Annotated in this window: 20 protein-coding genes and 4 pseudogenes; all 24 read right to left on the bottom strand. The window is 35.6% G+C overall.

What is annotated here, in order from left to right:
* Nucleotides 1-91: 91 nt before the first annotated feature.
* Nucleotides 92-838 carry a TrbJ/VirB5 family protein gene (locus LNM86_RS11240; protein WP_241437743.1) on the bottom strand — a complete coding sequence of 249 codons (747 nt, stop codon included), beginning with the start codon at nt 836-838 and terminating at the stop codon, nt 92-94.
* A gap of 48 nt (nt 839-886) precedes the next feature.
* Nucleotides 887-991: pseudogene (locus LNM86_RS11235) on the bottom strand (TrwG protein); the annotation flags it as partial.
* Nucleotides 988-1131, bottom strand: coding sequence for a TrwH protein (locus tag LNM86_RS11230; protein WP_241437742.1), 144 nt, complete (start codon nt 1129-1131; stop codon nt 988-990). The pseudogene LNM86_RS11235 and the gene LNM86_RS11230, both read right to left, overlap by 4 nt.
* A gap of 178 nt (nt 1132-1309) precedes the next feature.
* Nucleotides 1310-2170 (bottom strand): TrbL/VirB6 family protein, encoded by an 861-nt coding sequence (locus LNM86_RS11225; protein WP_241437741.1) that lies wholly within the window; start codon nt 2168-2170, stop codon nt 1310-1312.
* A gap of 122 nt (nt 2171-2292) precedes the next feature.
* A complete protein-coding gene (locus LNM86_RS11220; protein WP_241437740.1) occupies nt 2293-3105 on the bottom strand; it encodes a TrbJ/VirB5 family protein in 813 nt (270 codons plus the stop codon).
* A 147-nt stretch (nt 3106-3252) separates the two neighbouring features.
* Entirely contained in the window at nt 3253-3396 is a 144-nt protein-coding gene (locus tag LNM86_RS11215) for a TrwH protein (protein ID WP_241437739.1), read from the bottom strand.
* Between the two features lie 178 nt (nt 3397-3574).
* Nucleotides 3575-4435: a TrbL/VirB6 family protein gene (locus tag LNM86_RS11210; protein WP_241437738.1), complete on the bottom strand. Its 861-nt coding sequence runs from the start codon at nt 4433-4435 to the stop codon at nt 3575-3577.
* A 121-nt stretch (nt 4436-4556) separates the two neighbouring features.
* On the bottom strand, nt 4557-4688 hold the full coding sequence (locus tag LNM86_RS12785; protein WP_256460913.1) for a hypothetical protein: 132 nt from the start codon (nt 4686-4688) through the stop codon (nt 4557-4559).
* Between the two features lie 9 nt (nt 4689-4697).
* Nucleotides 4698-4748, bottom strand: a pseudogene (locus LNM86_RS13040) (hypothetical protein); the annotation flags it as partial.
* 41 nt (nt 4749-4789) lie between these two features.
* Complete coding sequence (locus LNM86_RS11205; protein ID WP_241437737.1) at nt 4790-5407, bottom strand: TrbJ/VirB5 family protein; 618 nt, start codon at nt 5405-5407, stop codon at nt 4790-4792.
* Nucleotides 5408-5457: 50 nt separating this feature from the next.
* Nucleotides 5458-5562, bottom strand: a pseudogene (locus LNM86_RS12880) (TrwG protein); the annotation flags it as partial.
* Nucleotides 5559-5702 carry a TrwH protein gene (locus LNM86_RS11200; RefSeq protein WP_241439011.1) on the bottom strand — a complete coding sequence of 48 codons (144 nt, stop codon included), beginning with the start codon at nt 5700-5702 and terminating at the stop codon, nt 5559-5561. The pseudogene LNM86_RS12880 and the gene LNM86_RS11200, both read right to left, overlap by 4 nt.
* A gap of 153 nt (nt 5703-5855) precedes the next feature.
* The gene (locus tag LNM86_RS11195) at nt 5856-6590 is read right to left on the bottom strand and encodes a TrbJ/VirB5 family protein (protein ID WP_241437736.1); all 735 of its coding nucleotides are present in this window, start codon (nt 6588-6590) and stop codon (nt 5856-5858) included.
* Between the two features lie 446 nt (nt 6591-7036).
* Complete coding sequence (locus LNM86_RS11190; RefSeq protein WP_241437735.1) at nt 7037-7819, bottom strand: TrbJ/VirB5 family protein; 783 nt, start codon at nt 7817-7819, stop codon at nt 7037-7039.
* Nucleotides 7816-10287: a VirB4 family type IV secretion/conjugal transfer ATPase gene (locus tag LNM86_RS11185; RefSeq protein ID WP_241437734.1), complete on the bottom strand. Its 2472-nt coding sequence runs from the start codon at nt 10285-10287 to the stop codon at nt 7816-7818. The genes LNM86_RS11190 and LNM86_RS11185 overlap by 4 nt, the downstream gene beginning before the upstream one ends.
* Before the next feature lie 2 nt (nt 10288-10289).
* Nucleotides 10290-10598: a VirB3 family type IV secretion system protein gene (locus LNM86_RS11180; RefSeq protein ID WP_241437733.1), complete on the bottom strand. Its 309-nt coding sequence runs from the start codon at nt 10596-10598 to the stop codon at nt 10290-10292.
* A gap of 12 nt (nt 10599-10610) precedes the next feature.
* Nucleotides 10611-10922, bottom strand: a complete 312-nt coding sequence (locus LNM86_RS11175; RefSeq protein ID WP_241437732.1) for a conjugal transfer protein — start codon at nt 10920-10922, stop codon at nt 10611-10613.
* Nucleotides 10923-11058: 136 nt separating this feature from the next.
* Nucleotides 11059-11367, bottom strand: a complete 309-nt coding sequence (trwL, locus tag LNM86_RS11170; protein WP_241437731.1) for a VirB2 family type IV secretion system major pilin TrwL — start codon at nt 11365-11367, stop codon at nt 11059-11061.
* Between the two features lie 118 nt (nt 11368-11485).
* On the bottom strand, nt 11486-11800 hold the full coding sequence (trwL, locus tag LNM86_RS11165; RefSeq protein WP_241437730.1) for a VirB2 family type IV secretion system major pilin TrwL: 315 nt from the start codon (nt 11798-11800) through the stop codon (nt 11486-11488).
* Between the two features lie 117 nt (nt 11801-11917).
* Nucleotides 11918-12227, bottom strand: a pseudogene (trwL, locus tag LNM86_RS11160) (VirB2 family type IV secretion system major pilin TrwL).
* Between the two features lie 131 nt (nt 12228-12358).
* Nucleotides 12359-12511, bottom strand: coding sequence for a hypothetical protein (locus tag LNM86_RS11155; RefSeq protein WP_308219216.1), 153 nt, complete (start codon nt 12509-12511; stop codon nt 12359-12361).
* 247 nt (nt 12512-12758) lie between these two features.
* Nucleotides 12759-13079 carry a VirB2 family type IV secretion system major pilin TrwL gene (trwL, locus tag LNM86_RS11150; RefSeq protein WP_241437729.1) on the bottom strand — a complete coding sequence of 107 codons (321 nt, stop codon included), beginning with the start codon at nt 13077-13079 and terminating at the stop codon, nt 12759-12761.
* Nucleotides 13080-13219: 140 nt separating this feature from the next.
* A complete protein-coding gene (gene trwL / locus LNM86_RS11145) occupies nt 13220-13543 on the bottom strand; it encodes a VirB2 family type IV secretion system major pilin TrwL (protein ID WP_241437728.1) in 324 nt (107 codons plus the stop codon).
* 151 nt (nt 13544-13694) lie between these two features.
* Nucleotides 13695-14015, bottom strand: a complete 321-nt coding sequence (trwL, locus tag LNM86_RS11140) for a VirB2 family type IV secretion system major pilin TrwL (protein WP_241437727.1) — start codon at nt 14013-14015, stop codon at nt 13695-13697.
* Nucleotides 14016-14132 lie beyond the last annotated feature (117 nt).

Below are 14132 nucleotides of genomic sequence, written 5' to 3'. Positions count from 1 at the left end.
TTTTATTTTTATGCGATCTGCTGAGCATTTTGTGAGAGTAGAGTGAAATTTAACAGGCTATTAATTGTTCAAAGTGTTGTTATAAAAATTCTCAGGTAGGAACATTTCCATTAATCCGTATTGTAGGCATGCCTTTGCGTCCTTTTAAAGTTTGTAAACGTAAAGCGCGTTTTTGTTGTTTAATAAATGCTTGCTCGGCATTGCGAAAATGTGCAACCATTTGCAATTTACCTGCTTCATTTTCGAGTGTGGCGAGCATTCCCTTTATTTGTGCTTGTATTCTCAGTATGGTTTTTAGATCTTGCGTTTTTCCGGTCTCCTCTAACATTTTTTTTATTTTGGTAAAGCGATCTTCTGCTTCATGAAAAGTTTGCAAGCTTACTGCTTTATCAACAGCTATCGCATGTTTGAGACGTTGATCAATTTTTTCATGCTTTAGATCCAATTCCTGAGCTTTAGAAAATTCCTCATATTCTTTGGAATCGAACGTATGCGATTTTCTGTCCATACGATAAATATCACGTGCATATAACAAATATGTAGATGAATCTACTACCGATGTTAACTGTGATTTTGGAGTTTTTGAATCTAGTGAACGTAGATTTAAGTCTAGATATGCCTCTAGAGGAGAAAGTAGAGAAGAAATTTCTTTTTTATTCCCTGTTATGGAGTTATATATTTTCTTTTCTTCCTCAAGTTGTTGTTTATACACTTCAGCGTGTTGAGTCAGTAAATTCTGAATCTCTTTTAGATCGTCCGTTTTTAAATCACTCGCCAGACTTAAGTTTGGTATTCCCAAAAACGCAACAATTCCCGCTATAATAAACAGCTTTTTCATATTTTATTCCTTTTTTTCATATAGTTAGAAAGATTGGAATTTACATTACGACCTTATAAATTCACCAATGAGTTCACGTTCTAAACCTCTGCTTTCTTTGTAATAACTGTTGAGCTGTTCTGCTTTTACTGGTTTAACTTGTTTTTTTGTCATATTGCTCTTCGTTGAATTTCATCAGGAACTGTTTTGTTAATAGGGACGCGGTTCCATTGGCTTGGTTGTTTTGGCTTTGGTGCCAATCCACAAGCGGATAAAAGACTTGCAATCAAAACTGTAAAAATGATTTGTTTCATTTGAACAATCCTCTTTTTCAATCGTAATATATAACTCTAACACTTTTTTATCATTATTTCAATTTTGATTATAAAGAAAAGGCTATATTTTTAGATAGTTTTTCTTTGGTTAATTTTATTTTTGTCGTGAAAATATTTTTTGTGATGGAGATATTTTGATTGTATGGCTGCTATAGGATTATTTCTTTCTGCTTGCTGGACTGAATTTCCAGAGGTGGGCAAATGTAATGTTTTTTGCCAAGGCATTGGCGATGCTTGCTATTTTAAGCAACAGGACGATAAAGATGATAGAAAGGATGACTATAGTTCCGACCGTATAGCCTATGTTGTAATGCTTATCTAGGGTGAAATCTTGTGTGAAGTTTGCAAAGATTTTCATCATAAAGCTAAACACGGTTGCTAAGAGGACAATAAGGATTGTATAGGTTAAGACTTGGGATATCCATTGTTCGAAGAGGCGATAAGTTGGTTGCCAAAGCAAGGCAATGATAAAAATTGGTCCAAGTCCGACGAGGAGTATGAGGGCGATTTTAGCGAGCAGGACGAATGCACCACCGATTGCGACAAGGAAGCTTGTCGCAAGTAGAATGAGGACACCGAAGAAGCCATAGAGCACACCATCGGAGTCGAAGAAAACGGCTTCTTCGAAGGTGCGTGCTGCACAATCGAAACCGTTAGAGGCTGCTGTATCGAGTAGATTAGCCAATTTGCTGTTATCCATAGCTTCTGGTATCAGTGTGCTTAACAAATCGTTGGGTATTTCTTTTATTAGATTTGCGATTTCTGGCTGATAAATTCCTGCAGTTAATGCCATTGAAGTAATGATGCTTATCCGCAGGCAACGGCTTAAGAAACCGGAGGCAGGCATGTCTATTGCCCCGCGCATAATGAGCCATGCATATGCAATGAAAGCGATAGTTAATCCGATTGATACAAAGGGCGTTATTGTAACGATCGCTTTTGATGAAAACTCCGTGATATATGTTTGCGTTGTCTTATCAATGACATCGAAAAGTTGCGTGAATACAGTGAAGGACATGGTCTTCCTCTTTAACGAATTTTCATTTTTTATTTTTATGCGATCTGTTGGGCATTTTGTGAGAGTAGAGTGGAAATTTAACAGGCTGTTTAAATTGTTAGAAAATGTTGTTATCAAAATTCTCAGCTGCGAACATTTCCATTAATCCGTATTTTAGGCATGTCTTTATGTTCTTTTTTGAAAACCTGTGAATGTAAAGCGCGTTTTCTCTGTTTAATAAATGCTTGCTCGGCATTGCGAAAATGTGCAACCATTTGTAATTTTGTATTTTCATTTTTTATCAGGGCCAGCATGCCGTTTATTTGTGTTTGCATTTCTAGCATGCCTTTTATATCTTGCGTTTTTTCGACCTCCTCTAACATTTTTTTTATTTTGGTAAAGCGATCTTCTGCTTCTTGAAAAGTTCGCAAGCTTACTACTTTATCAACAGCTATTGCATGTTTGAGATACATATTAGTTAAAAACTTTTCAGAGGCTGCACTACTACTAGGCTGAAAATTTTTTGCTACCCTAAAGCCTTGAATTGATGAAACGTCACGGATTGCTTTTGTGTATTCAGTCTCATCATAAATAAGGTGTGGACTTTGAAAGTATAAAGTTTCATCATTTTGTTTTGCGTCTGTCCGACTACCTGTTATTGAATCATGGATCTCTTTCCTTTTCTTAAGGAGATCTTTACTTAAGTTAATTTTTTCTTTTAATATTTTTAAAATTTCCTGATATGTCCCCCGTCCATCTACTGTAGGTGCGTTTGAGACTGTCTGTATAGGGGGTTGAGCAGGAGATGTTATGTTGGCATATAGAGTGTGGTTCTTATGCTGATATTTGAGATCGAGATTCGAACCAATGATCTGGCTAATAGGATATGAACTTATTGCTAAATTTGAATTTCCAAAAAATGTACTGATTGCTATGAGGATAATCAGTTTCTTCATATTTCATTCCTTGTAATTTTACAACTCATAGAGAGATAGACAATTGCACCGCTGGTTTTAAAACTTATAGATTCTAATCCTCTCCTCTGCTTTCTTTGTAATAACTGTTGAGCTGTTCTGCTTTTACTGGTTTAACTTGTTTTTTTGTCATATTGCTCCTCGTTGAATTTCATCAGGAACTGTTTTGTTAATAGGGACGCGGTTCCACTGGCTTGGTTGTTTTGGCTTTGGTGCCAATCCACAAGCGGATAAAAGACTTGCAATCAAAACTGTAAAAATGATTTGTTTCATTTGAACAATCCTCTTTTTCAATCGTAATATATAACTCTAACACTTTTTTATCATTATTTCAATTTTGATTATAAAGAAAAGGCTATATTTTTAGATAGTTTTTCTTTGGTTAATTTTATTTTTGTCGTGAAAATATTTTTTGTGATGGAGATATTTTGATTGTATGGCTGCTATAGGATTATTTCTTTCTGCTTGCTGGACTGAATTTCCAGAGGTGGGCAAATGTAATGTTTTTTGCCAAGGCATTGGCGATGCTTGCTATTTTAAGCAACAGGACGATAAAGATGATAGAAAGGATGACTATAGTTCCGACCGTATAGCCTATGTTGTAATGCTTATCTAGGGTGAAATCTTGTGTGAAGTTTGCAAAGATTTTCATCATAAAGCTAAACACGGTTGCTAAGAGGACAATAAGGATTGTATAGGTTAAGACTTGGGATATCCATTGTTCGAAGAGGCGATAAGTTGGTTGCCAAAGCAAGGCAATGATAAAAATTGGTCCAAGTCCGACGAGGAGTATGAGGGCGATTTTAGCGAGCAGGACGAATGCACCACCGATTGCGACAAGGAAGCTTGTCGCAAGTAGAATGAGGATACCGAAGAAGCCATAGAGCACACCATCGGAGTCGAAGAAAACGGCTTCTTCGAAGGTGCGTGCTGCACAATCGAAACCGTTTGTGGCTGCTGTATCGAGTAGATTAGCCAATTTGCTGTTATCCATAGCTTCTGGTATCAGTGTGCTTAACAAATCGTTGGGTATTTCTTTTATTAGATTTGCGATTTCTGGCTGATAAATTCCTGCAGTTAATGCCATTGAAGTAATGATGCTTATCCGCAGGCAACGGCTTAAGAAACCGGAGGCAGGCATGTCTATTGCCCCGCGCATAATGAGCCATGCATATGCAATGAAAGCGATGGTTAATCCGATTGATACAAAGGGCGTTATTGTAACGATCGCTTTTGATGAAAACTCCGTGATATATGTTTGCGTTGTCTTATCAATGACATCGAAAAGTTGCGTGAATACAGTGAAGGACATGGTCTTCCTCTTTAACGAATTTTCATTTTTTATTTTTATGCGATCTGTTGGGCATTTTGTGAGAGTAGAGTGAAATTTAACAGGCTGTTTAAATTGTTAGAAAATGTTGTTATCAAAATTCTCAGATAGGAACATTTCCATTAATCCGTATTTTAGGCATGTCTTTATGTTCTTTTTTGAAAACCTGTAAATGTAAAGCGCGTTTTCTCTGTTTAATAAATGCTTGCTCGGCATTGCGAAAATGTGCAACCATTTGTAATCTTATACTTTCATTTTTTATCATGGCGCGCATGCCATGTATGTGTGCTTGCATTTCTAGCATGCTTTTTAGATCTTGCGTTTTTCCGGTCTCCTCTAACATTTTTTTATTTTGGTAAAGCGCTCTTCTGTTTCATGAAAAGTTTGCAAGCTTACTGCTTTATCAATAGCTACGGCATGTTTGAGACGTTGATTAGTAGATGTGCGTGCATGGCTTTGATTTGTAAGTAGATTGTTTTCTTCTTTCACAATGTCTTGAACTTTTGATTTGTTACGGAGTACTTTTGTGTGTTCAGTCTCATCATAAATAAGGTGTGGATTTGGAAAGTATAAACCTTCATCGATAACTTGTTTTGCGTTTGTCCGACTACCAGTTATTGAAGTATAGATTTTTTCTTTTTGCTCAAGAAGAGCTTTATTTAATGTAAGTTGTTCTTGTAATAAATCGACAATTGTCTTAATTTCAGTAGCGTGCTTATGCAGCGAGATATCCGACGATTCTTTTTGTTCTGGCTTTTTGGGATCTGGCTTTTTGGGTCTTGGCCTTTTCGGGCGCTTTTTTAATGTAGGCGTTGTTTCTTCTACGTCTACAAATCTCGTCCCCACAAGACTTATCCTAGTAGGTTTACGCGTAACATGTTTATTTTGCGCCAAAGTTAAGTTTGGCATTCCAGAAAGCGCAAAAATTCCTGCTATAATCAACAGCTTTTTCATATTTTACTCCTATTATTTTTATATATTTATAAAAACTGGAATTTATATTACGACCTTATAAATTCACCAATGAGTTCACGTTCTAAACCTCTGCTTTCTTTGTAATAACTGTTGAGCTGTTCTGCTTTTACTGGTTTAACTTGTTTTTTTGTCATATTGCTCCTCGTTGAATTTCATCAAGAACTGTTTTGTTAATAGGGATGCGGTTCCATTGGCTTGGTTGTTTTGGTTTTGGCGCCAATCCACAAGCAGATAAAAGACTTACAATCAAAACTACAAAAATGATTTGTTTCAATTTCGATTGTAAAGTAAAATGCGCCATTTATGATTGTTTTTCTTTGAAAAGTTTTGCGAACATATCAAAGAAGACAGTATTTCTTTTTAATAAACCTTTCTCTCTGTTATAGGCATAAAACAACACTTAATATGAAAAATACTGTCACAAAGACTACCGTATAAAACGTATGGTAGGCATTTTTTTGTTTTCACTGTTTAAAATTTTCATATTGCGTTTATATTTCTGCTGTTTTATGAACTCTCGTTCAGCTTCATGTAAATGTGCGACCATCTGTAATTTTGCATTTTCATTTTGGATTATAGCGAGCATGCCTTTCATATGTGCTTGTAATTCAGCAATGCGTTTTAGATCCGTTGTTTTATCTATTTGTTTTAATAATGCTAAGAGATGCTCTAAACGAGCACCTGTATTCTGAAAAGCTTGTAAACTTATATTTTTATCTATAGCTGTTGCATACTGGATGCGTTTTTCAACATATTTGCGTGCTTCACTAAGAGAATTAGAAATCTTTTCCTCTCTTAGAATGTCATTGAGCAATTTAGGTTTGGATATGAACACATTAGAATTTTTGTCATATATTAAATGAGGATCTTTAAGGAAAAAACTAGAATAATCTGTTGACTCAAGACCGAGGTTCCGTTTCCCTGTTATAGATTCATAACTTTTTTTTGTCGTTTCAAGATGCTCTTCATGTAATTTAATATTTTGTTTTATTAAATCAATGATCTCTGCATAGTGTTTTGGCATAGAAGGCTTTTGAGGTTCGTTAGTAGAACCGGACCATAATACACTAAGATCCACAGGAGGTGAAAACGTAAAAGCTTTTGCTGAATTCATTGTAGTAAAAACGGCTGCTATTGTCGCTAAAATAATTACTCTTCTCATGTTTCCCTCCTATCATTTTTTTCATATTGTAAAAAATTGGAATTTACATTACGATCTTATAAATTTGTTGAGGTTTTTGTGTTCAAATTCCCTATTTTTTTGTAATAACTATTGAGTTATTCTGCTTTTACTGGTTTAGCTTGTCTTTCTCATCTTGTTTTTAGCTGAATTTTATCAGGAACTGTTTTTTTAACAGGAAAACAGCCCCATTGGCTTGCTTGGTTTTGCTTTAGAGCCAATCTGCAAGTAGATAAAAGACTTACAATCAAAACTACAAAAATGATTTATTTCAATTTCGATTGTAAAGTAAAATACGTCGTTTGTGATTATTTTTCTTTGAAAAGTTTTGCGAACACCTCAAAGAGAACAGTATTCCTTTTTAACAAACCTTTCTATCTGTTATACGTGTAAAACAACACTTAATATAAAAATACTGTCATAAAGACTTATTGTATAAAATGTATGGTGGGCATCTTTGTGTTTTTACTGTTTAAAATTTTCATATTGCGTTTATATTTCTGCTGTTTTATGAACTCTCGTTCAGTTTCACGTAAATGTGCGACCATCTGTAATTTTGTATTTTCATTTTGGATTATAGCGAGCATGCCTTTCATATGTGCTTGTAATTCAGAAATGTGTTTTAGATCCGTTGTTTTATGAATTTGTTCTAATAATGCTAAGATTTGCTTCAAACGAGCATCCGTGTGCTGAAAAGCTTGTAAACTTACAGCTTTATCGACAACGGTTGCATATTGTTTACGTCCTTCGATAGATTCGCGTGCTTCATAGAGAGAATCAGGAATCTTTTCCTCTTTTAGAATGTCACTGAACGATTTAGGTTTGAATACGAACACATTAGAACTTTTATCATATATTAAGTGAGGATCGTTAAGGAAAAAACTAGTCTGATCGGTTTGTATATCTCCCTGTTGTTTAGGGTTTAATTTTCGATTCCCTGTTATAGATTTATGGATTTTCTCTGCCTGTTGGAGTTTTTTCGTGTTTATTTCAAGCAGTTTCTTTGTTAATTCAAGGAGTTCTACATAGTGCTGTGGTGGGGAAGGCTCTTTAGGAGGTGGTGACGGTGATCCCCAAAAAGTGGGCAACTCTGTTGGAACTGATGCGCCTAAGTCTGCTGCCCCCGCTCCAAAAAAACTCAAAAAAGCCATCGCTGAATTTTGGCTTGCCAAAATTACTACTGTTGCTATTGCGATTACTTGTTTTTTCATGTTTCCCTCCTCTCATTTTTTACATGTTGTAAAAAAATTGGTAACCATACTGCTGGGTCATCACCTACTTCAGCGATAATGCTTTCAGCCAACTCTGCGTTGTCAGGTGTACCTGATAACACCAAAAGCTCATCACTAAAGTTACGCTCAACAGTTTTTCCATCTATTGTTACGTGGAATTTGCCGAGATTGAGCTCTGCAAGTGCAGATTGGTCACCCTGCTTGATGAGAAATTGCCGACTAAACTCACCAAGTCCTTTGATCAATTCAAATTCAGCATCTGTCAGTTTAAAGCCTTCTGTATAATCTTCATAATTTGCTTTGGGATTGGCTAGAAAAATGTAAGTTGCACACTGCTGAATAAGCGTTTTTGCGATATTGCTTTCTAGGGCATCACCAGGTTCTTGTGTGGCGTAAACAAAAATACCATTTTGCTTACGGATCGTTTTTTGTTTGTTTTTTGCTAAATCTTCAAAGTATGGATCTTGTAACGGTTTCCAAAACTCATCGAAAATATACATAAATCGCTGCCCGCTAATCATCCCTTCTGTACGGTAAAGCAAATACATCATTATTGGAGTGCGAGTCTCTGGGTTATCTAAGAATTCGGTAATATCAAAGCCGTAAACTTGATGTGTTGAGAGATCAAGTGCATCATTAGGATTATCAAATAACCATCCATAATCGCCACCTTCACACCATTTTATTAAGCGAGCATGCACTGATGGGCGTGCATTATAATCACTCAGATGCGGATTTGGTAAGAATTGTACCAAAAAAGACAAGCGACGCAGCGATCTATCAATATTATTGCTCATAATAGATGTGACAGCTTGGTTAATTTCCTCTTCATCATGGTGTGTGACTTCACCACCAGCTTCTGCCAATTTTTTAACAAATTGTTTCAGAAAAATCAGATTATCTTGTGTGGGGGGAAGTTGAAATGGGTTGAAACCACTTGCTTTACCAGCTTTAAATGACAGATATCGTCCCCCCATTGCTCGGATGGCAATTTCCATGCCACGATCCTTATCAAAAACAACGGTCGTTGGTTTGAATTTCTGTGCTTGCGCTAACAAAAATCCAAGAAGCACAGTTTTACCAGAACCAGATTGCCCAATGAGTGCAGTATTCCCGAGCAACCGTTTGTCCGTTGAATCTTCTTCAAGTGTAGAGGAATGAAAATTGAAATAAAGCGGTGTTTTACTTGTTGTTTTCAGAATTGTAACTGCTGGTCCCCATGGGTTTCCAGTTGGTTTACCTGACATGAAATTATGAAAAGATGAGAATGATAAAAAATTCAGCGATGTAATCGGCGCAGGACGTGGCCGCCATTTCCAATTTGCTGGAAGTTGTGCCCAATAACCAGCTTCTATGGCTAAATCTACAGGTTTTGGTAACACCGCAACGTCTAGCAGGGCTGCACTTGCTTTTGCCATATGGTCGCGAACTTGTTGCGCTGTGTCACCATAGATAGTTAATGTACAATGATGCTCACCCATAACAAAATGCCCACTGACAAGTTGATTCAGTGCTTCGTCAATTTGCTCAATTTGACTGGTTGCCACATCACGTGCATCGATAAGATTACGCTGATGTCGCTGTAAATAATCCTTGGCAGCATGTCGTGAGAGTACAGAAAAACTTTGCGTTAACACGAATTCGAAATCACTTTCCAGCAAAACATTTAGTTGTCCTGGTTTCGTTGTCGTATCATATTCCTTAATCTCCAGCATGCCAAATCGACGCATTCCACTGGTTGTACGCAGTTCACCAAGAGCTCCCCATTTTGAGAAAAAAGGCCGATTGATAGACATATAGTCGGCAAAGCGATCGTGGCAAATCGGCATAGGGTGATATTCGCCATTAACAAGCATGCCAAGAAATTCAAGCGCAGAAGAGTAAGCATGGCCATCTTTTTCATAAGCACCAAGAAGTTCTGCTCCATAGCGCTTTAATGATTGACCTAAGGTGTTGTTGATATCATTGAGAGCTTTGATACATGATTCCTGCCGCATCTTTTTTTGATCAAGCGTTTCGCGTTCATGCTGGGAAAAAAACGACATAACTTTATCGGCTATCGGTTGGAAAACAACGGTCAAATACAGATCATTGACCATCAGATTATAACCCGTAAAGCTTTGCTGGTATTTTTCATCAAGCTGATAGCAAAACATTTGATCAAAGGCCGAATCGGGATATTCATAAACGCGCCGACGTACAATATGAGTCCACAGTGACAAATTCGCTGATGCAATACCGCGCAGAGTATTATTGAGCTCTTTTACCCACTGAAAAATATCTTCTTCTGATGCGCTTTGATGCGAACGTCCGTCAATTTTCCAGATTGATAAATACTCCGCATTTTTCGTAGAGATAATCGTATCTGTAATATGATGTGAGTAGGGTATGAACAGACTTACTGGCGTCTCTGATGCGAGGCGTTTGCTGCTTTCAACAGCGGTCATATTTATCTCCTTTTGCGGTAATTAGAGGGACTGTAACTTGAGGCGCCCCAAAAGTCTTTGTTACGGTTGCGAAACTTGGTATCAACCCACAACCACCAGATACGGAATGCCTTATCATCATTTTTGGTAACTTGCACCATAATGAACCATAACAGCGGTGCAATTACCCACAAAAAGATACTTATTGTCATAGCAACAGTAGCGACACCTATAACCATAATAATAAGCGGCATCATAGGTACACCCCAAATTGTTGGAACACGAGTTGCTCCCTTGAATAATGGAAATGCTTCATGTTTTTGCGGTTTCACAGGTTGCTCCGATTATTTGATGTAAAACAAGAGGCTGCTAATATAAAACGCTGCGCTTGCAACGATAATACTAAATAACCATCGTACAAACGTAGCTTTTGAAATGATACGAAACAGATAAATAGGCAACAGCAATAAAAAAAGAATAGCACCAATAATAGGAACAAACATACCCAATCCATACTGCACACCTATAAAAAGATCTATAGACTTCTCTTTTGTTTGCGCATATACAGGCTGGATTATTAGAAACATAATTGGCGTTATAATAAGACTCTGAATCCTTTTGTTAATTTTTGCTTGAAGAATATTTAATAGTTTCATATTTTTTCACCCTCCTTATGACTGAAATCGCCATAAATAATATCCCCTTTTTGTATAAAAAATCATTACAGAGACATCTGCAATCAAATAGATATGACTTAAAAAACACTTCACATCATACAGTTTCCATATTTTTTCAGTTAGTTGTTGTAAATAACATAGTAGCAAGTTGGGTTGCTGAACCAGCAATGACGACACCAATGGCCCATCTTACAAATGTATCTTTTCCGATATAGCGCCCTGCATAACCAATTGCTAAACATAAAAGGATAACTGCAGCGGCAACAGGAATAATTTTTTCAACAAGTTCACTCTTTAGCTTATCTAAAGCATCCTTAGCATTTTTTAGGTCTGCATATGCAGGATGAGATATAAAAAAAGCAACTACAACTGCAGAAATTGCAACAATTCTGTTGCTACCTGATCGGGGATTATTATTTTTCATGTTTCATTCTCATTTTATACTTCTAAATAAATCAAATAAATATATTTTACCACAATTAATGTATAATTTCAATACTTAAAAAGAATGTTATGTATTTTTTATTTTTATTATCGCTTCATTATGGTTTAAATAGCAATGTAGCAAGTTGGGTCGCTGAGCCAGCAATGACAACACCAATAGCCCATCTTACAAATGTATCTTTCTCGATATAGCGTCCTGCATAACCAATTGCTAAACATAAAAGAATAACAGCAGCGGCAACGGGTATAATTTTTCCCGTAAGTTCATCTCGTAGACCTGCTAAAGCTTTTTCAGCTTTATCCAGGGTTTTGCTGGCATACACAGGACTGTTTATAAAGGACATAGTTACAGTTGAAGCAATTACATTGCTTATATTATTATTTTTTGAATAGAAATTAATTAATCGTTTCATCTTTTACTTTCATTTTATAATTTTAATATAATAATAGAATTATTAATTTATTTATTAATATCCGATTTAAATACTTTAAAAGAATGTTATGTTATTTTAATATTGTTATTAACTTCGTTATGGTTTAAATAATAATGTAGCAAGTTGGGTTGCTGAACCAGCAATAACAACGCCAATAGCCCATCTCACAAATGTATCTTTCTCGATATAGCGCCCTGCATAACCAATTGCTAAGCATAAGAGGATAACAGCAGCAGCAACAGGAATGATTTTGTCAGTAAGCTGGCTCTTCAGACTTTCTAAAGCTTTGTTCGCATTTCCTAGGTCCGCATACGCAGGATAAGACATAAAAAAAAACAACTATAGATGCAGGGATCGTTATGAGTTTATTATTATTTTTTGATCGAATATTATTAATTTGTTTCATATTTCACTCTCATTTTATACTTACAACTTTTATACTTACAACACAGGCAAGGAAATTATTAACCTATTATAACTAATGTACCATTTAAATCTTTTTAAAAATGTTATGTGTTTTTATTCCTATATTTAATTTCATTGTGATCTAAACAGCATAATAGCAATTTTAGTTACTAAACCAGCGATGATAACGCCAATCGCTAAATACAAAGCAATAACAACAGCTGCAACAGGAATAATTTTTCTAACAAGCTCTTTTCGCAAATCTTTTAAAGCGTTTTTTGGCATTGTCCAGAGCTTTGTTGGTATACACAGGATGCTTAAAAAGATACAGCTGCAGCAATCATGTTCGTTATACTATCACTCTTTGATTAGAAATTAAATAATTGCTTCATATCATTTAATCTAATTAGATTATAGTTGACATGAAAATAATCTTCTCTGTAATAAAAGTAAAATTCCTCTTAATATGCATGAAATTGCGAATTTTCAAGTGCTTCTTTGAATGAAAAGAGCCTTTCATGTTTCAATAAATTTATGCAGTACCTGTAAATAATAGAGTGGCAAGTTGGGTTGCAGAACCAGCGATGACTACACCAATTGCCCATCTTACAAATGTATCTTTTTCGATATAACGTCCCGCATAGCCAATTGCTAAGCATAAAAGGATAACAGCAGCGGCAACGGGGATAATTTTTCCAGTAAGTTCTTTTTGCAAATTTGTTAAAGCGCCTTTGGCAGTATCCAAATTTTTGCTGGCATACACAGGACTGCTTATAAAAAACACAGTCACAGTTGCAGCAATTACATTGCTTATATTATTATTTTTTGAATAGAAATTAAGTAATCGTTTCATATTGTTTAACCTAATTAAATTACAGTTGGCATGAAAATAACCTTTTCTGTAAGAAAAGGAAAACTCCCCTTGATATGCATGAAATCACGGATCTTCAAATGCTTCTTTGAATGAAAAGGACCTTTCATATTTCAATAAATTTATGGTTTACCTGTAAATAATAAAGTAGCAATTTGAGCTGCTGAACCAGCAATGACGACTCCAATGGCCCATCTTACAAATGTATCTTTTTCGATATAACGTCCCGCATAGCCAATTGCTAAGCACAAAAGTATAACAGCAGCGGCAACAGGAATAATTTTATCAATGAGATCTTTTTGCAAACCTTCTAAAGCTTTTTTTGCATTATCTAAACCGTTTTTTTGGGCGCATACAGAATGTGTTATAAAAAATACACTTATTATTGTAATAATTTTGGTGGTTCTATAATTTATTTTTGTTTTAAGAGCGTTTAGTTGTTTCATAGTATTTGCCTTTATCTAGAGACAGTTTTATAAATGATTTCTTTATTTATCGGTTATTAAGTGACGCTTATATTGATATGGGAAAATCATTGAAATTTTTATTTTTTGAATAAAAAGAGTATTCCACAGCATACAACTTTATAGCCCCTCTTCATGATACAGTACCTGTAAATAATAAAGCAGCAATTTGGGCTGCTGAGCCAGCAATGACAACACCGATTGCCCATCGCACAAACGTATCTTTTTCAATATAACGTCCCGCATAGCCAATTGCTAAGCATAAAAGGATAACAGCCGCTGCGATAGGGATAATTATATCTAACTGCTTCTTGAACTCATCTAGAGCCTTTTTTGCATTTTCTAAACCCGTTGCAGCATAGACAGAATGTGTTATAAAAAAAGCACTTGTTGTTGCAATAATTTTGGTAGTTTTATAATTTATTTTTGTTTGAAGGTTGCGTATTTGTTTCATATCATTTGCCTTTATCTAGAGACAGCTTATAAAAGCAGTCAGATGAAATGATTTCTTTATTTATCGGTTATTAATTGACACTTATATTGATATGGGAAAAATCATTGAAATTTTTAT

The sequence above is a fragment of the Bartonella machadoae genome, assembly GCF_022559585.1.
Classification (GTDB): Bacteria; Pseudomonadota; Alphaproteobacteria; order Rhizobiales; family Rhizobiaceae; genus Bartonella; species Bartonella machadoae.
This window is presented reverse-complemented; position numbering and strand designations above follow the sequence as displayed.